The organism is Pseudomonas sp. D2002, from assembly GCF_013385735.1.
Taxonomy (GTDB): Bacteria; Pseudomonadota; Gammaproteobacteria; order Pseudomonadales; family Pseudomonadaceae; genus Aquipseudomonas.
The window spans coordinates 15549-32235 of sequence record NZ_JACAPL010000002.1; the positions used below are offsets into that span (position 1 = coordinate 15549).

The window sequence follows — 16687 nt, forward strand, 5'->3', positions numbered from 1 at the left end:
TGGAGTTAGAACAATGAGCGACAACATCTTCACCGGTTGCATCCCCGCACTGATGACCCCGTGCACACCGCAGCGCAAGCCGGACTTCGACGCGCTGGTCGCCAAGGGCCGCGAGCTGATCGATATCGGCATGAGCGCCGTGGTGTACTGCGGCTCCATGGGCGACTGGCCGTTGCTCACCGAAGCCGAACGCCAGGAAGGCGTGGCACGCCTGGTGGCAGCCGGTGTGCCGACCATCGTCGGCACCGGCGCCGTCAACAGCCGCGAAGCGGTGGCCCACGCGGCACATGCGGCCAAGGTCGGTGCCCATGGCCTGATGGTGATCCCGCGCGTGCTCTCCCGTGGCGCTTCGGCCACCGCACAAAAGGCGCACTTCGCGGCGATCCTCAAGGCCGCGCCGAACTTGCCGGCGGTGATCTACAACAGCCCGTACTACGGTTTTGCCACACGCGCCGACTTGTTCTTCGAACTGCGCCGCGAACACCCGAACCTGATTGGCTTCAAGGAGTTCGGCGGCGGCGCCGACTTGCGTTACGCGGCGGAAAACATCACCTCCCAGGACGATGACGTCACGCTGATGGTCGGTGTCGACACCCAAGTGGTGCACGGTTTCGTCAACTGCAACGCCACCGGCGCGATCACCGGCATCGGCAACGCCCTGCCCCGCGAAGTGTTGCAACTGGTGGCCCTGAGCAAACAAGCCGCCAAAGGCGACGCCAAGGCACGGCGCCTGGCGCGCGAGCTGGAAGCCGCGCTGGGCGTGCTGTCGTCCTTCGACGAAGGCTGCGACCTGGTGCTGTATTACAAGCACCTGATGGTGCTCAACGGCGACCAGGGTTACGCCCTGCACTTCAATGAAACTGACGTGCTCAGCGATGCGCAACGCCGTTACGCGCAAAACCAGTACGCGCTGTTCCGCCAGTGGTACGCCAACTGGTCGGCCGAGCAGAACCTGGCCTGACCCGTGCGCGCCGCTGTGGTGGTCACAGCGGCCAACCCTCTTTTTTGCAGGACGACCCCATGACTCTGACGGGCAAGATGCTGATCGGTCAGCAAGCAATTTCCGGCGATCGCGAAGCGATCCGGGCGATCAATCCCGCCACCGACACGCCATTAGAGCCTGCCTACGGCGGTGGCCATGGCGCGCATGTCGAACAGGCATGCGCCTTGGCCTGGGCGGCATTCGACACGTATCGCGAAACCTCGCTGGCCGAACGCGCCACGTTCCTTGAAACCATTGCCGACGCCATTGAAGCCCTCGGCGATGCGTTGATCGACCGCGCCATGGCCGAAACCGGCCTGCCGCGCGCGCGTATCCAAGGTGAGCGCGGCCGCACTTGCGGGCAATTGCGCACCTTCGCGCGCACTGTGCGCGCCGGTGAATGGCTGGATGTGCGCGTCGATACGGCGCAGCCTGAGCGCCAGCCGCTGCCGCGTGCGGACCTGCGTCAACGCCACGTGCCACTCGGGCCGGTGGCGGTGTTTGGCGCAAGCAATTTCCCGCTGGCGTTCTCGGTGGCCGGCGGCGACACCGCTTCGGCACTGGCGGCCGGTTGCCCGGTGATCGTCAAGGCCCACGGTGCGCATCCGGGCACCAGCGAGCTGGTCGGGCGTGCGGTGGCCAAGGCCGTCAAAGCCTGTGGTTTGCCGGAAGGCGTGTTTTCGTTGTTGTACGGCTCCGGTCGCGAGGTGGGCATTGCGCTGGTCACCGACCCGCGCATCAAGGCCGTCGGTTTTACCGGCTCGCGCAGCGGCGGCGTGGCGTTGACCCAGGCAGCACAGGCGCGGCCGGAGCCGATTCCGGTGTACGCCGAGATGAGTTCGATCAACCCGGTGTATCTGTTCCCTGCGGCGTTGCAGGCACGGGCCGAAGACTTGGCGCAGGGGTTTGTGGCGTCGTTGACCCAAGGCGCTGGGCAGTTCTGTACCAACCCGGGTCTGGTGATTGCCGTCGCAGGCAACGCACTTGAGCGCTTTATCGCCACGGCAAGCCAGCTGCTGCCAGGGTGTGCGGCGCAGACCATGCTGACGCCGGGCATTTTCAGCGCTTACCAAACCGGTGTCGGTGCACTGGCACAGCATGCCCAGGTTGTTGCCACCGGCGCGGCGGCCGTTGGCCCAAATCAAGGCCAGGCGCACCTGTTCGTGACCCAGGCCAGGGCGTTTTTGGCCGATGAGCACCTGCAAGGGGAAGTGTTCGGCGCCGCATCGCTGGTGGTGGTGTGCGCCAACGACGACGAAGTACGCCAGGTCTCGGAGCACCTGGAAGGCCAACTGACCGCCACGCTGCACCTGGATGACGATGACCTGACACACGCCAAAGCCTTGCTCCCGGTGCTCGAACGCAAAGCGGGCCGCCTGCTGGTCAACGGCTGGCCAACCGGCGTGGAAGTCTGTGACGCCATGGTCCACGGCGGCCCTTTCCCGGCCACCTCGGATTCGCGTAGCACCTCGGTCGGCACGGCGGCGATCCTGCGCTTCTTGCGCCCGGTGTGTTATCAGGATTTCCCCGACAGCCTGCTGCCCGACGCCCTGCAACAGGGCAACCCATTGCGGTTACGGCGCTTGCTCGACGGCCAGAGAGAGGCCTAGGCCATGTCCAATTCCAGCACTGGCGATATCGTCGTGGTCGGCGCCGGCATTATCGGCGTGGCCTGCGCCCTGCAATTGGCAAGACAGGGCCAGCGCGTGGTGGTGATCGACGCGCAAGCGCCCGGCAACGGCGCCTCCTACGGCAATGCCGGGCACCTGGCGACCGAACAGGTGTTTCCCATCGCCGATGTGTCGATTCTAAAGCGCCTGCCCGCAATGCTAATGGACCCGATGGGCCCGCTGCGCCTGGACTGGAAATACCTGCCTCGCGCCCTGCCCTGGTTTATCCGCTTGTTGCTGAACCTGCGCCCGGCGAACTACCGGCGCACGGTCGCCGGTATTCGGGCGCTGAATGAAAGCAGCCTGGGCGCCTGGCAACGCTTGCTGCACTCCATTGACCGCGCGCAGTTATTGCGCGAAGACGGTTCGTTGTTGGTGTTTGAGCGCGCCGAATCGCGCGAGGCCATCGATGCCTTGCAACAGCGCATGCGGCAACAAAACGTGCCGGTGGCCTTCTGGTCAAGTAGTGATGTGCGCAACGCAGCGCCGCAGTTGAGCGACGCGGTACAAGGTGGGCTGTTTTTCCCCGGCACCGGGCATTTTCTCGACCCGTACCACGTGGTCTGCGAACTGGTTGAGGCCGCCAAGGCCGACGGTGTGCAGTTTCTCAAGCAGCGCGTCGTGGACGCGCGCCTCACGCCCGATGGCGTGTCGCTGTTGACTGATCAAGGCACCCTCACTGCACGCCAGGTGCTGATCGCCTGCGGCGCACACTCGGCCAAACTCACCGCGGCACTCACCGGCAAAACAGTGCCGCTGGACACCGAACGCGGCTATCACTTGATGCTGCCCCAGGAGCCACAGCGCCTGCCCTTTGCCGTCACCTCATTCGAGCGAAAATTCATCATGACGCCCATGAACGGCGGCCTGCGCCTGGCCGGCACAGTGGAGTTCGCCGGGCTCGAACGCCCGGCGAACATGCAACGCGCCTGGCAACTGCACCGGCTGAGCCAGGGGATGTTTCGCCACGACCTCAGCACGCAAGGCGCCACGCCGTGGATGGGGTTTCGGCCTTCCCTGCCTGACTCGCTGCCGATCATCGACCGGGTGTGCGACGGCAAGGTGTTACTCGCCTTCGGGCACCAGCATCTGGGGTTGACGCAGGCGGCGGTGACGGCGGAAATGGTCGCGCAGTTGGCCGCTGAAACTCCGGTGTTTTCCGGGCTACCTGCGTTTGCGTCGTATCGCTTGGATCGATTCTGAAAAAACTGTGAGTTGCGAGTATTCAGCAGCGGGCCTGGGATGCAGCCAATAAATCGTCAGCCATCTGCTGAATCTCCTCGCGCATCCATAGCGTCTCCAGCCATCCTGCCGGAATGCCTTGAACGCCGTAGTAGGCACCCGCCAACTGCCCCACGATAGCGGCCGTGGTATCTGCGTCATTCCCCAGGTTGGCGGCAGCGAGCACGGCCTCGGCAAAACTGTCGGTGTGCTGGAAGCACCAGAATGCAGCCTCCAGAGAAGCCACCGAATACCCGGAACCGACAACGTCATCACGGGATTTGTGCTGATACTCGCCGGCTGCGATCGCCAGCACTTTAGGCGCAGTCAAGCCTGATCCAGAGACCTGCAAGACTGCATTCTTCGAGGCGCCGCTCAAGGCATTGCTGATGGCTTGCGCCAGCACCACGCAACACTCGATCGCCTCTTGGGCCGCGTGAGTCGTGCGGGAGCTTTCGATGGCGAACTTGCGCACGGTTTCCGGGTTGGGAAAGAACAACAGCACCACCGGAGCAAGGCGCATCAGCGAACCATTGCCGGCAGAATACGGATCGGTAGAGCCCGAAAATGCGTCGCCGCTGCCCTCGAACCGTGCCAATGCCTCACGCACGGTCATGCCGATATCAAAGCAGTCTCCGGTAGAACTCAAGTAGCCCCATTTCCACCAGTTCAGATACCGACCCATCTGGTCTTTCGCGTCAAAACCACCCTTGCGCAACAGGCTTTCAGCCAGGCACAGCGCCATTGATGTGTCGTCCGTCCACTGGCCGGGCTTAAGGTTAAACGGCCCGCCGCCGACCATATCCGTCACCGGCGTAAACGAACCGCGGGGCATAAACTCAACCGTGGTGCCAACGGCGTCACCACATGCCAAACCCAGCAAACTGCCGCGGTAGCGATCTGAAAGCGTTATAGACATCGGCACTCCTTGGTAAGTATTGGTCCGGTAAAAAGCCATCCGTGCCCATGCTACTTGACCAACCGCTTCTCCTTGGAGGGGCGATATCCGAAATACGCGCTATAGCACTTGCTGAAATGACTCGGCGAGACAAACCCGCACGCCACCAGCACATCCACTTGCGACAGCTCGGTGTGCTGCAGCAAACGCCGCGCCTCGGTGACGCGCAGCTCCATGTAGTAGCGTTGCGGCGTGGTGCCCAGTTGTTCCTTGAACAGCCGCTCCAGTTGGCGTCGGGAGCGGCCGGCGTAAACCGCGAGTTGGTCCAGCTCCAGGGGCTCTTCGAGGTTGGCGTCCATCAGCTTGACTACTTCACGCAGCGGCGCGCTGACGCAGACGTTTTCCGTGGGTTTGATACGCCGGTAACGCGACTCTTCGAACGACAGAATGTCTTCGATGCCTTCGACCAGGGCTTTGCCGTGCAGGCCCTTGATCCAGTCCAGGGCCATGTGGAACGAGCCCGAGGGGCTGGAGGCCGTGAGGCGGTCACGGTCGATCACAAAGGCTTCGCTGGTGACCTGGGCGGCCTTGGCGACTTCCGCCAGCGCCGGGCGATGTTCCGGATGAATCGCGCAGCGGTAGCCCTGCAACAGCCCGGCGCGGCCAAGAAACCACGCGCCATTCCACAGGCCGGCGAGGCTGACACCCTGTTCGGCGCCGGCGCGCAACAGCTGGATGAGTTCATCGCCGGCTTTGAGTTCGGTGCGAAAACCTCCGCACACAACCAACAACTCCAGCTCGCACAGCGCTGAGAGTTCCAGGCGCGCGTCGGGGCGGATCACCAGGCCCAGGTCGCTGATAACCTCGCCATCGCCGCAGCCGAAGGTACGCGTGGCAAACAGTTCGGGGCGCAGCAGGTTGGCGGTGATGAGGGTGTCGAGGGTCTGGGTGAATGCGGGCAGGGAGAAGTGCTCAAGCAGCAAAAAGCCGACACGCGTGGCGGCGGCCGGCTGCTGTGGGGTTTCATTGAGGTAGCGCAGGTTCTTGCCTTGCATGCCACCGCTGAACTGGCGTCTTTCCATCGAGGCTTAGCCCACTCTTATTGTTGATGCAGTGGGCGCCATCTTAGAGGATTGCGGCACCAAATCGGCGAAATCGTGGCATCCAGTTATCCAGGATCTGCGCCGAAGCCAGCACATGGTGCGCGCGCCCGATCAGCAGGCGGCGTGGCACAAAGCCGATGTAGCGCGAATCTGCGCTGTTGTCGCGGTTATCGCCCAACATGAAGTAGCTGTCGGCGGGTACCACGACGGGGCCGAAATCCCGCAGCGCACGTACCACCGGTATGAATTGCACGGTGCGCCGGCTGGTATTTGCCTGCTCAGTCAGCTTGATACCCGGCACAGACTGGCCGGGCACAAGGGGCTCGTTGATGGCCTGCTCATCCGAGTAGGTGGCCGGCACGCCGTTGATCCACAGCACCTCGTTCTTCATTTGCAGCGTGTCGCCAGGGATGCCGACGATACGTTTGATCAAGCGCACACCGTCTTTGGGCGAGGTAAAGGTCACCACGTCACCGCGCTGCGGGTTATCCAGCTTGAGCAGTGAAATATCCGTGAGCGGCACCTTGAGGTCATACGCGACGCGGTTCACCAGCACCACATCGCCTTCCACCAGGGTCGGGCGCATGGAGCCGGAGGGGATCGGGTTCCAGTCGGCCAAGGAGGTGCGGAACACGCCAAAACACAGCCAGAAAAGGATGGCGTAACGGTATTTGCTCAAGAGACTTCGCATACATCCTCGCACTGCAAAGGCGGCGCAGAGCAGGCTCTACGCTGGCCAAGGTCATTTTTTGAAACATTCACGCTTGCCGATGAAGATTACATTAAGGCTTGCCCATAGACCTCTACGCGCGGGCGTTAAGCGCTGATCTTCATAAACCCGCGCGCTTCACAAGCCCGTAGTCAAGGCGTCACACCGCCATCTGATACGGTTTTTTCTTTGCCATCTGCGTCTGTATCGAAAACGGCCCGGGGCGGACAATGGGCGCATTCCCGACACCCATGTCGAGTGCGGCAGGAAGGTTCCTGTCGCCCCTTCCCTTCGGAGGCCTTATGACCAAGATGGCAATTTTCCTGTTCGGCTTTTTGGTGCTGACCATTGGCATTGGCTTGCTGGCGACTATCTCGCCGGTCTGATCCAGTTCAGCGCAACGTCACCATTTCGAAATCCGCCGAGGTGCCCGCCGCCTGCGCCGCCAATTCGCTGATCGCGAGGGTGCGCAGGGCACTGGCGTGACTGAGCAGAAACCGCGTGATGTCCTCGGGTGAACCGTGCACATCGGCCAGGCGCTGGCGGTCGCCCTATTGGCCGGCCAACAGTTCCATGACTTTATGGGTCGGCAGCGAGCCCTTGGCCGGGTCGAGATGAAGTTTGATTGAGGTGAGTGCCGATCGGCTGCGTGATCGGGTTGCCGGCCACGCATACGGCGCCGAGCCGCAATAGCCCGTCAAAACCCGTCAATGGCGGCAACCGGCTACCGCTTCAACCGAAGAGCATCGGGTACAGCGACAGTACCAACAATGCCGCCATCGAGCCGTTGAACACCCTGACCCGGCGCGGTTCGCGCAGCACATTGCGCAGGCCGGTGCCACAGCCCACCCAGACACACACGCTGGGCAAATTGACCACTGCGAACACCAGGGCAATCACCAGCACATTGGTCACATAACCCTCAGCTGGCGTATAGGTGGTGATCGCGCCCAACGCCATGATCCATGCTTTGGGGTTGACCCACTGGAACGCCGCCGCGCCGAGGAAAGTCATGGGCTTGGCGTGCGCATCACTGCTGTCGGACATGCCGCCAGCGGTGGCGATTTTCCACGCCAGATACAACAAGTAGGCCGCGCCGACATAACGCAGCACCGTGTAGGCCCACGGGAAGACCTTGAATACTTCGCCCAGGCCCAGGCCTACCGAAATCACCAACAGCATGAAGCCAATGCTGATCCCCAGCGCGTGAGGCATCGAACGGCGAAACCCGAAGTTCACCCCCGACGCCAGCAACATGGTGTTGTTGGGCCCTGGGGTGATCGAGGACACAAAGGCGAACAGCACAAAGGCTGACAGCAGGCTGGTGGACATGAACATGGCGCGGCATCCGAACGGCAGTGGTATGCCTGCGACAGTAGTGGGTTCTGGCGCCACCCGCCCCGTACAGCTATGGGCGGATCGAGGAATACACTTTGGCCTTGTCGAGCAGTTCACGGCAGTGGTCGACGGTTTGCTGCGTAGACTCCACCATCGGCAGGTGCCCTATGCCGTCAAGAATCACCAGGCGTGCGTGGGGAATGCCCGCGAGCCAGGTGTGCGCACTGGCGACGGGCACCATGCGGTCCTCGCGGCCCCATAGAATCAGGCTCGGCACGCGCACCTCAGGCAGCCAGGGTTCAATGCGCGGGCTGTCGGAAAAATTCGCAAAAATCTCCGCCAGCTCCTCACGTCGCTTGATATAGCTTTGCGCCTCAGCCGCCAGCATTACCTCGGGTATAGACGGTGGCGCGGCCATGGTCATGGCAAAAAAACGGTCGAACTGGGCACGCGTGTGAATCAGGAATGGGTTATCCCCCCTGTTGACCAATTCTTCCACTTCATTGGGTTGCGGCAGGTTCACCCCCGCGGCCCCGATCAAGCCCAGGGACAACACCCGCTCCGGGTAATGGGTGGCCAACCAGCTGGCGACATACGCGCCCATGGAACTGCCAATCACGTGCACTTTGTCGATATCGCACGCATCCAGCAACGCGACCATCCGCCGCGCTTGCGCCGCAATGCTGTAGTCGCCACCCGGCACAAAGGTATTTTTACCGTGGCCGGCAAGGTCCGGGATAATCACCCGGTAGTCATCTACAAAATGCCGGGCAAACCCGAGCCAGACGCCCTTGTCCGCGCTGAAACCGTGCAACAGCAACAGGGCTGGCGCATGGCCGCGGCCGCCTTGGTAAGTTGCAAGCGTCATGCCCTTGATCGGCAGGGTAACGGCCTTCAAACGAGACCGCCGTGCTTCCACCCAGGCGATCAGCTCAAACAGCACATTGCCAACGCGTGGGTAGGTCCACCACACCCACAACGCAACGATGGCAAGCACGCCGACGATCACAAGCATCAAGGTTTCTCCGACAATGGCGATGGGATTGCTTTCACTGGCCGGTATACTTGCTCACTGCGCTTGAATCCGTGCTGAACGCATCACAAAAGGACAGGGAATGAAGGTCATCAGGTTTCTACTGATTGTGCTGCTGGTGCCCTTTGGCAGCGACTTGGGCTTCACGTATGAAAAGCCGCGCCGGGTATTCACACGCGGTTTTGTAGGGCTCTGTGTGATGGTGGCGACGCTTGAATTGCTGATCCTGCACGATATCTACAACAAATAACCCCGCCTCACCGGTTAAAACAGTTCCCAATAACGCGCCGGGAACCGTTTATCTTGGCTGACAACGTACGTTACTCAGTTTTGCGGGCGTTGCTTGGTCGAGTCCAGTTCGGCTTTTTTGGCCGTTGAAATTTCAGTGATCTGCGCAGACTTGGCGATGGCCAGGTCGAACGTGTCCTGCATTTTTGCGATGGCGTCGGTCGCCGTGCCCTTGAGCCCACCGTTGGCCGCCCAATCGAAGTTCCACACGCCGGACAAATTGTCGGCGCCGGCAACGTCGTGGGTTTCGATGGCAGTGAACACATCCGGGTGTTTTTCCATGTACTTGGCCGCATCGGAAACGTCGGTGGGCACCTTGCCTGAGGCATTGTTGGCCAACTGCGTCAGCTCCTGCTTGGTAATGGCCGACTTGCCGGTCTGGCGCATGTAATCGGCGATTACCTTACTGGACTTGGCAATGTTCAACTTGTCGTCGAACGTGGACGGCGAGGACTTTGGCGTGTTCGACCCGCCAGACGCGGGCGTTACGGTAGTAGACATCGGCGCTGCTCCCTCAATGGAACGAATGAAATCGTCGTGCTGACGATACCCCGACGCGGACGTTAGCATGGGCAAAGGGCCATTCCCCATGCTTCACAACATTTCACAACGGCAGGCTGATTTTCGCAGCATTTTCCGCTGCCTTCCCGGCCGGTGGCAGTCGTACTTCGGAGGCGGCGGCGTTCAACCCTTACGCAAGTAAGCAAACATATGCGGCACATAATCAGCCTTGCCCAATGGCACACCGTTATGACGCAGGATGTTGTACGCCGTCATCAGGTGAAAATAGAACTGCGGCGTGGCCCAATTGGCGGCGTATTCGTCGCCGGTCATCTCGAAGGCGATGCCGCCGGGCAGCTCGATGGCGATTGATTCCTGCGCCCGGCGCTCAATCAGAGAACGATCAGCAGCTGCGAGGTTTGCCAGCGTCTGGTCGATCAGAGCAACCGCGTCGCTCATCGAGGCTGGCGTTTCCAGGGTGGACACCGCGTGCCCACTGAGCCGATCTACCGCCTCCCGCGCCTGTGTGCAGGCGTAGCGAACCTGGGTCGCCAGTGTGTGCATATCAGGTGCAAGGCGTGAGTCGAGCAGGTTCTGCGGGTCGAAAGTCAGCGCCGCTGCGTGTGCCTGGCCCTTGGCGAGCAGGCCTTTCAGCGAGTTCAACATCTGGGCGAAGCAGGGAACCGTGGTGTTATAGACCGACATCGTGACCTCCTTGTATATGATTAAAAACGCCTCAAGTGGTGTGCCTATCTCGCTGGCTCACCAGCCCTTCAAGCGTAAAGCGTGCCTGTGTCAGCACCACCTCCTGCACGATTTCCATCTCCTTCTGGCTCACCTCTGCCCACTTCAGCGCTTCGAGCAATTTGGGTTTCTGCACCCGGAACGCCAGACCTTGGGTGAATAACGCCATTGAGTGAATCACCGTGCGCTCGTCCTCTACGGCAAAACCCGACAAATGCGCGATCAGTTGGCGGATAACCCGGCCGATGCGCGCCTTGAAGCGGTCTTCAAATGCGCTCGTGGCGCTTTCCGGGCACAGACCGGCTTGGTGGCGATCAAGAAATGCACGCCACGCCGTGGTCTGTGGGCTGTCCTGGATAGTCGACACGACCGTGCCGAGGATGCCCAACGACACGTCGATCAAGGTTTTATCCTCGGCCTCAAGGTCGGCCAGCGCGCGCTCTGCAGCTTCCACGCAAGGGCCCATCTTGCGCCAAAGCAACGTGATCAAATGCTCGACACACGCCAGGTACACGCCTTCCTTGCCATCAAAGTAGTACTGAATCGCCGGTGCGTTGACCCCGGCCGCCGTGGCGATGTCGCGCGTGGAGGCGCGGTCGTAGCCGCGCTCGCCGAACACCACGACCGCCGCCTCGACAATACGCGCACGGGTTTCTTCGCCGCGCTGATAACCACCTTCGGCGGCAGGTTTATGTCGTGCCATGTGCAGCTCCTTTCGAATACCGGACCAAAATATACCAGTTGACAAAAATTCGCGAAAAATGGAATTTATTCCAACTGTTATAAATCTGGAGTGACCCGATGTCCGCTGCACCTCCCTCCCCTCAGGTCATTCCTGAAGACACCGTCAACGGCCAACGCGGCAAGGCTCGACGCATACTGCTCACGATTGCCACCGTCGCGCTGTTGATCGGCCTGGGCTGGGCCGCCTGGTGGTGGCTCACCGGGCGCTTTATCGAGACCACCGACGATGCCTATCTGCAAGCCGACAGCATCAGCGTGGCGCCCAAGATCAATGGCTATGTCGCCGACGTGCTGGTGAGCGATAACCAGAACGTCAAACGCGGTGACGTGCTGGTACGCCTGGATGCGCGCAAATACCAGGCCGTGAGCGACGAAGCCTCGGCGACGATTGCCGCGCGCAACGCCGACTACGCCAAGGCCCAGGCCGACCTGGTGCAACAGGACTCGACCATTGCCGAAGCCCGCGCTCAGCTGCAAGGCGCCGAAGCCGATGCAAAACACGCGCAAACCGAGGTCGCCCGCTACGCCCCGTTGGCACGTTCCGGCGCCGAACCGGAAGAGCGCCTGGCGCAACTGAACAACCAACTGGCCCAAGCGCGCAGCACCGTGGCGGCCAAGCAGGCGGCCTTGCGCTCCAGCCAGACCCGCTACGGCACGCTTGAGGCGCAACTCAAACAGGCCCAGGCGCAACTCGGCGTGGCCAAGGCCAGCGAAGCACAGAGCCAATTGGACGTGGATGACGCCGTGATCCGCAGCCCGCTCGACGGTCGCGTGGCCGATCGTGGCGTGCGTGTCGGCCAGTACGTACAGCCCGGCACGCGCTTGCTGACGGTGGTGCCGATCAGCGCGATTTATCTCACCGCCAACTACAAGGAAACCCAGATCGGTGCGATGCGCCCCGGCCAATCCGTCATCGTGCACGTGGACGCCCTGCCCGGTCGCGACCTGCAGGGCCATATCGATAGCCTCTCGCCCGGCACCGGCGCGCAATTTGCGCTGCTGCCGCCGTCGAATGCCACCGGCAACTTCACCAAAATCGTGCAGCGCGTGCCGGTGCGTATTGCCCTGGATGTGCCGGATGACGTACGAGCGGCGTTGATGCCGGGCTTGTCGGCGACCGTTGAAGTCGACACCCGCACCCACGCCGCGGACGCCAATCATGGCTGAGGCACTCACGGCCGAGGTGGTCGCAGAAAAACCGCGCAACGCCTCGCTGACCGACTGGATCGCCGTCGCCGCCGGCGCACTCGGCGCCTTGCTGGCGACGCTGGACGTGTCGATCACCAACTCGGCACTGCCGCAGATCCAGGGGCAAATCGGCGCCACCGGCACTGAGGGCACGTGGATAGCCACCGGCTATTTGATGTCGGAGATCGTCATGATCCCCCTCGCCGCCTGGCTGACGCGTGTGTTCGGTTTGCGCCGATTCCTGATCGGCACCGCCTTGATGTTCACCGCCTTTTCGATGTTCTGCGGTCTCTCCACCAGCCTCGGTGCGATGATTGCCGGGCGTATAGGCCAGGGCTTTGCCGGCGGCGCAATGATCCCCACCGCGCAGACCATCGTGCGCACGCGCCTGCCGCCACACCAGTTGGCGATCGGCACGACACTGTTCGGCATGACGGTGATCCTCGGCCCCTTGCTCGGCCCGGTCATCGGCGGTTGGCTCACGGAAAACATCAACTGGCGCTGGTGCTTCTTTCTCAACCTGCCCATCAGCATCGCCCTGATCACCTTGCTGATCACTGGCCTGCCCACTGAACGCATGAACCTGCAACGCTTTATCAGCGCCGACTGGCTGGGCATCCTCGGCCTGGCCATGGGCCTGAGCTCGCTCACGGTGGTGCTTGAAGAAGGCCAGCGCGAGCACTGGTTCGATTCCCTGCTGATCTGCTGGCTGAGCATCGCCACGGTGACCGGTTTCTTCCTGATTGCGGTTGGGCAATTCAGGTCGAGCACGCCGATCCTGCGCCTGCAATTGGTGCTCAACAAAAGTTTTGGCAGCGTGCTGTTGATCGGCACCGCCGTCGGCGCCGGGATTTACGGTACGGCGTATCTGGTGCCGCAGTTCCTGGGCATCCTTTCCGGCTATAACGCCCAGCAGTCGGGCTCGATCATGTTGCTGTCGGGGATTCCAGCCTTCCTGCTGATGCCGATTCTGCCGCGCATGCTGGGCCGCTACGACCTGCGCTGGATGGTCGGTGCCGGGCTCTTGCTGTATTGGGCCAGTTGCTTTGTCGACACCCAATTGACGGCCGACAGCGTCGGGCATGATTTTGTCTGGTCGCAACTGTTGCGCGGTTTCGGGCAGATCCTGGTGATGATGCCCCTGAGCCAATTGTCCATGCGTTCGGTCGACACCCGCGACGCAGGGGACGCCGCCGGGCTCTACAACATGTCGCGCAACCTCGGCGGCACTATCGGCCTGGCCTTGCTTGGCGTGCTGATGGACCGGCGCAGCCACTTTCATGACGACATGCTGCGCGAAGGTATCCAGGCCAACAGCCAATTGGCCCAGGACCACATGGCCAGCAGCGCCGCCAGCTACCTCGCGCAAACCGGTGACGCGTCCACGTCGCAGTTGCAGGCGTTTGCCCAACTCGCCAACGACATTGCGCGGCAAGCCTCGGTGATGGCCTACAACGACTCGTTTTATGTACTGGGACTCGCGATGCTGGCGTGCCTGCCCCTGATCTTCATCCTGAAAAAGCGCACGGTACAACGATGACTCCTCGCACCCTTCCCCTGCTCTTGACCGTTGGCCTGCTGTCCGCCTGCACCGTCGGCCCGGACTATCACGGTGCGCCCGATGTCGCGCCAAAAACCCTCGCAGCCGGGCGTTTGCCGCATGCCCAAAGCTCCGCGCCAAACGCGCCCGCTGTCGCGCAGTGGTGGCGAACCTTGGGCGACACGCAACTCAACACGCTGGTCGAACAAGCCCTGCAGAACAGCCCGGACATCGCGACGGCACAGGCGCGCTTGCGGCAGTCCCGCGCCAGCCTCGGCGGCGCACAGGCCAACGCGATGCCCAAGGTTACCGGCGACGCGGCGATGCTCAAGCTGCGCTCGCCCGACACCTCCGCGCTGGGCGGCAACAGTGGCGGCGGCCGTGGCCCGTTAAACCTCTACCTTGCAGGCTTCGATGCCAGCTGGGAAGCCGACCTGTTCGGCGGCACCCGCCGCGCAGTCGAAGCCGCACAGGCAGAAGCCGACGCCTCGCAAGCCCAACTGGCGGATGCCCAGGTGCAACTGGCGGCCGAAATCGTCCAGGCCTACACCGACCTGCGCGACCAGCAAGCACGCCTGGCGCTGGTAGACGCCAGCGTCGAGGTCGAAAACCAGGCCCTGGACCTGACCCAGCAACGCCGCGAGCGTGGCGTGGCCTCACAGCTGCAACTGGAACAAGTGCTCACCCAGGCCGAAAACACCCAGGCCCAACGCCTGCCGTTGCAAGCCGCCATCGTCGAATCCCTCGACCAACTCGGGCTGCTCTGCGGACTGGAACCTGGCGAACTGGATGGCCAGCTCGCCACCGTGCGTGCCCTGCCCGCCATTCCCGCAGCCGTGCCGGTTGCCGACCCAGCCGCGCTGTTGAAGGCCCGGCCCGACATCCGCAGGGCCGAGCGTCAATTAGCCTCGAGCAATGCGCAGATCGGCGAAAAAACCGCTGATTGGTTTCCCAAACTAAGCCTCATGGGTGACCTGTCGTTCTCGGCCGGCGACCCTGGGCACCTGGCGCGCAAGGACAACGGCACGTGGCTGATCCTGCCGCGAATCACTTGGAACGCACTGGATTTCGGCCGCGTTGCCGCCAGCGTCAAAGGTGCCGAGGCCGGGCGCGATGAGGCGCTTGCGCAGTACAAGAGCGTGGTATTGAGTGCGTTGCGGGATGCGGACGTGGCGTTGGCGCGCTACGGCCATCAGCGCCAGAACGTGGTGCTGCTGCGCAATGTTGAATCTTCCGCCGTGCGTGCGGCAGACCTCACGCGCCAGCGCTATCGCGCAGGCACCGCAAGTACGCTGGATTGGCTGGATGCTGAACGCACGCGGTATCAGGCGCAGGAGAGTCGGATATCCGGCGACGCAGAGCTGCTCAAGGATTTTGCCTCGCTGCATAAGGCGTTGGGACTTGGGTGGACACTGTGAGCAGGCGATTGCCAGGAAATGATCTACCATGAGCCTTGATTTTGTCGGCTGAGGCTTCCCATTTTCGTCCCCTGCAGAGGTTCAAGCATGAATGCCCCAGTCATCCTGATCACCGGCGGAAGTCGCGGCGTAGGCGCAGCCACTGCGCGGCTGGCCGCCGAGCGCGGCTACGATGTGGCGATCAGCTACGTGTCCGACGAAGCCGCAGCTCTCGCCGTGGCCAATGATGTGAAAGCCGCCGGGCGGCGCGCCCTGGCCATACGCGCCGACAGCGCAGACCCGGAGCACGTCGCCGCTTTGTTCGCCGAGATCGACCGTGAGTTCGGGCGCATCGACGTACTGGTCAATAACGCAGCCATACTTGGGCTGCAATCGCGCCTGGAAGACCTCGACTTCGCCCGGATGCAACGTGTCTTCGCGGTCAACGCCATCGGCCCGATGCTGTGTTCGCAGCACGCCATCAAGCGCATGTCCCATCGCTACAACGGCCGAGGTGGCGTGGTGATCAACATCTCCTCAGGCGCGGCACGCCTCGGCAGCCCGAACGAGTACGTCGACTACGCCGCCTCAAAAGGCGCCCTGGAATCCTTTACCATCGGCTTCGCTAAAGAAGTCGCACGGGACGGCATCCGCGTAAACTGTGTCCGCCCCGGGCACATCTACACCGACATGCACGCCAGCGGCGGCGAGCCTGGACGAGTGGATCGGGTGCGTGACTCGATCCCCATGGGCCGCGGCGGACAACCCGAAGAAGTGGCGCGGGCCATACTGTGGCTGGCCAGTGATGAAGCCTCATTTATTACCGGGACGTTTCTCGATGTCACTGGGGGCAAGTGAGAGGAAAGGATGCCGATGCGGCTTATGAAGGTGCTGAAGAACTCGGGCGGGGAAATAGATGGACGACTTGATACAAGGGCTCGACGGGCCTAGAACGGCTCAGCAGGAGCTGTTTTATGATCTCGAGGATGCGGCGGCGATTATCGGGTGGTCGGTGGTTGAGCTGACAGCCATGGCGGCCAACGCTAAAACCCCGGCCGAAGCGGTAGCGCTGATGAAGATAGGCGCGTTGCTGACCGCTCAGCAGGCAAAGATCGGCGTGTATGCCGGGGAAGTTAAGGAACAACGCATTAACAGGGCAGAATGCGGCCTGGGCTGATAACAGATGACTTTGACATGCGCGAACGGCTCGCCTACTTGGATAATATCGAGGTATTCAACTTAGACGAACATTGCATGACAGCATAAATTTATAATCGCGGTAATTTCCATATGGTAAGATCGCGAAAAAAACAAGTATGACATTTAGCGGT

The 16687-nt window shown here is 62.1% G+C and carries 18 protein-coding genes; 9 read left to right on the top strand and 9 right to left on the bottom strand.

Features of this window, described 5'->3' with window-relative positions; all coding sequences use genetic code 11:
- Positions 1–13 precede the first annotated feature (13 nt).
- The 3 genes from HX783_RS00410 to HX783_RS00420 are packed head-to-tail and all read left to right on the top strand — an operon-like array spanning position 14 to position 3855.
- Positions 14–961: a dihydrodipicolinate synthase family protein gene (locus tag HX783_RS00410; protein ID WP_159956291.1), complete on the top strand. Its 948-nt coding sequence runs from the start codon at positions 14–16 to the stop codon at positions 959–961.
- Positions 962–1020: 59 nt separating this feature from the next.
- Positions 1021–2592 (top strand): aldehyde dehydrogenase (NADP(+)), encoded by a 1572-nt coding sequence (locus HX783_RS00415; RefSeq protein ID WP_177015528.1) that lies wholly within the window; start codon positions 1021–1023, stop codon positions 2590–2592.
- Positions 2593–2595: 3 nt separating this feature from the next.
- The gene (locus tag HX783_RS00420; RefSeq protein WP_177015529.1) at positions 2596–3855 is read left to right on the top strand and encodes an FAD-binding oxidoreductase; all 1260 of its coding nucleotides are present in this window, start codon (positions 2596–2598) and stop codon (positions 3853–3855) included.
- Between the two features lie 22 nt (positions 3856–3877).
- Here HX783_RS00420 and HX783_RS00425 read toward each other — a convergent pair whose 3' ends face one another.
- From HX783_RS00425 to HX783_RS00450, 6 genes are all read right to left on the bottom strand, one after another.
- Positions 3878–4792: an ADP-ribosylglycohydrolase family protein gene (locus HX783_RS00425; RefSeq protein ID WP_177015530.1), complete on the bottom strand. Its 915-nt coding sequence runs from the start codon at positions 4790–4792 to the stop codon at positions 3878–3880.
- A 50-nt stretch (positions 4793–4842) separates the two neighbouring features.
- Positions 4843–5826: a GlxA family transcriptional regulator gene (locus tag HX783_RS00430; RefSeq protein WP_177015944.1), complete on the bottom strand. Its 984-nt coding sequence runs from the start codon at positions 5824–5826 to the stop codon at positions 4843–4845.
- A 70-nt stretch (positions 5827–5896) separates the two neighbouring features.
- Positions 5897–6565, bottom strand: coding sequence for a signal peptidase I (lepB, locus tag HX783_RS00435; protein WP_177015531.1), 669 nt, complete (start codon positions 6563–6565; stop codon positions 5897–5899).
- A gap of 410 nt (positions 6566–6975) precedes the next feature.
- Positions 6976–7110, bottom strand: a complete 135-nt coding sequence (locus HX783_RS29850) for a hypothetical protein (protein ID WP_256347079.1) — start codon at positions 7108–7110, stop codon at positions 6976–6978.
- A gap of 205 nt (positions 7111–7315) precedes the next feature.
- Complete coding sequence (locus HX783_RS00445) at positions 7316–7921, bottom strand: LysE family translocator (protein WP_177015532.1); 606 nt, start codon at positions 7919–7921, stop codon at positions 7316–7318.
- Between the two features lie 70 nt (positions 7922–7991).
- Positions 7992–8936, bottom strand: a complete 945-nt coding sequence (locus HX783_RS00450) for an alpha/beta fold hydrolase (protein ID WP_177015533.1) — start codon at positions 8934–8936, stop codon at positions 7992–7994.
- A gap of 100 nt (positions 8937–9036) precedes the next feature.
- Here HX783_RS00450 and HX783_RS00455 point away from each other — a divergent pair, with 100 nt between their 5' ends.
- Positions 9037–9204 (top strand): hypothetical protein, encoded by a 168-nt coding sequence (locus HX783_RS00455; RefSeq protein ID WP_174245626.1) that lies wholly within the window; start codon positions 9037–9039, stop codon positions 9202–9204.
- 74 nt (positions 9205–9278) lie between these two features.
- Here HX783_RS00455 and HX783_RS00460 read toward each other — a convergent pair whose 3' ends face one another.
- The 3 genes from HX783_RS00460 to HX783_RS00470 form a co-directional block, all read right to left on the bottom strand.
- Complete coding sequence (locus HX783_RS00460) at positions 9279–9743, bottom strand: hypothetical protein (RefSeq protein WP_159956273.1); 465 nt, start codon at positions 9741–9743, stop codon at positions 9279–9281.
- 183 nt (positions 9744–9926) lie between these two features.
- A complete protein-coding gene (locus tag HX783_RS00465; protein WP_177015534.1) occupies positions 9927–10448 on the bottom strand; it encodes a DUF1993 family protein in 522 nt (173 codons plus the stop codon).
- A 31-nt stretch (positions 10449–10479) separates the two neighbouring features.
- Positions 10480–11190, bottom strand: a complete 711-nt coding sequence (locus HX783_RS00470) for a CerR family C-terminal domain-containing protein (protein ID WP_177015535.1) — start codon at positions 11188–11190, stop codon at positions 10480–10482.
- 98 nt (positions 11191–11288) lie between these two features.
- Between HX783_RS00470 and HX783_RS00475 the strand changes: the two genes are divergently transcribed.
- The 5 genes from HX783_RS00475 (at position 11289) to HX783_RS00495 (ending at position 16533) form a co-directional block, all read left to right on the top strand.
- On the top strand, positions 11289–12398 hold the full coding sequence (locus HX783_RS00475; protein ID WP_177015536.1) for an HlyD family secretion protein: 1110 nt from the start codon (positions 11289–11291) through the stop codon (positions 12396–12398).
- Positions 12391–13959, top strand: a complete 1569-nt coding sequence (locus HX783_RS00480) for a DHA2 family efflux MFS transporter permease subunit (protein ID WP_177015537.1) — start codon at positions 12391–12393, stop codon at positions 13957–13959. Before HX783_RS00475 ends, HX783_RS00480 begins: the two co-directional genes overlap by 8 nt.
- Positions 13956–15377, top strand: coding sequence for an efflux transporter outer membrane subunit (locus HX783_RS00485; RefSeq protein ID WP_177015538.1), 1422 nt, complete (start codon positions 13956–13958; stop codon positions 15375–15377). The genes HX783_RS00480 and HX783_RS00485 overlap by 4 nt, the downstream gene beginning before the upstream one ends.
- 87 nt (positions 15378–15464) lie before the next feature.
- Positions 15465–16214 carry a glucose 1-dehydrogenase gene (locus HX783_RS00490; protein WP_177015539.1) on the top strand — a complete coding sequence of 250 codons (750 nt, stop codon included), beginning with the start codon at positions 15465–15467 and terminating at the stop codon, positions 16212–16214.
- Between the two features lie 58 nt (positions 16215–16272).
- A complete protein-coding gene (locus tag HX783_RS00495) occupies positions 16273–16533 on the top strand; it encodes a hypothetical protein (RefSeq protein ID WP_177015540.1) in 261 nt (86 codons plus the stop codon).
- Positions 16534–16687 lie beyond the last annotated feature (154 nt).

Coding starts and splice junctions, on each gene's coding strand:
- HX783_RS00410 (WP_159956291.1), top strand. CDS start 14: ATGAGCGACAACATCTTCACCGGTTGCATCCCCGCACTGATGACCCCG.
- HX783_RS00415 (WP_177015528.1), top strand. CDS start 1,021: ATGACTCTGACGGGCAAGATGCTGATCGGTCAGCAAGCAATTTCCGGC.
- HX783_RS00420 (WP_177015529.1), top strand. CDS start 2,596: ATGTCCAATTCCAGCACTGGCGATATCGTCGTGGTCGGCGCCGGCATT.
- HX783_RS00425 (WP_177015530.1), bottom strand. CDS start 4,792: ATGTCTATAACGCTTTCAGATCGCTACCGCGGCAGTTTGCTGGGTTTG.
- HX783_RS00430 (WP_177015944.1), bottom strand. CDS start 5,826: ATGCAAGGCAAGAACCTGCGCTACCTCAATGAAACCCCACAGCAGCCG.
- lepB (WP_177015531.1), bottom strand. CDS start 6,565: ATGCGAAGTCTCTTGAGCAAATACCGTTACGCCATCCTTTTCTGGCTG.
- HX783_RS00445 (WP_177015532.1), bottom strand. CDS start 7,921: ATGTTCATGTCCACCAGCCTGCTGTCAGCCTTTGTGCTGTTCGCCTTT.
- HX783_RS00450 (WP_177015533.1), bottom strand. CDS start 8,936: ATGCTTGTGATCGTCGGCGTGCTTGCCATCGTTGCGTTGTGGGTGTGG.
- HX783_RS00455 (WP_174245626.1), top strand. CDS start 9,037: ATGAAGGTCATCAGGTTTCTACTGATTGTGCTGCTGGTGCCCTTTGGC.
- HX783_RS00460 (WP_159956273.1), bottom strand. CDS start 9,743: ATGTCTACTACCGTAACGCCCGCGTCTGGCGGGTCGAACACGCCAAAG.
- HX783_RS00465 (WP_177015534.1), bottom strand. CDS start 10,448: ATGTCGGTCTATAACACCACGGTTCCCTGCTTCGCCCAGATGTTGAAC.
- HX783_RS00470 (WP_177015535.1), bottom strand. CDS start 11,190: ATGGCACGACATAAACCTGCCGCCGAAGGTGGTTATCAGCGCGGCGAA.
- HX783_RS00475 (WP_177015536.1), top strand. CDS start 11,289: ATGTCCGCTGCACCTCCCTCCCCTCAGGTCATTCCTGAAGACACCGTC.
- HX783_RS00480 (WP_177015537.1), top strand. CDS start 12,391: ATGGCTGAGGCACTCACGGCCGAGGTGGTCGCAGAAAAACCGCGCAAC.
- HX783_RS00485 (WP_177015538.1), top strand. CDS start 13,956: ATGACTCCTCGCACCCTTCCCCTGCTCTTGACCGTTGGCCTGCTGTCC.
- HX783_RS00490 (WP_177015539.1), top strand. CDS start 15,465: ATGAATGCCCCAGTCATCCTGATCACCGGCGGAAGTCGCGGCGTAGGC.
- HX783_RS00495 (WP_177015540.1), top strand. CDS start 16,273: ATGGACGACTTGATACAAGGGCTCGACGGGCCTAGAACGGCTCAGCAG.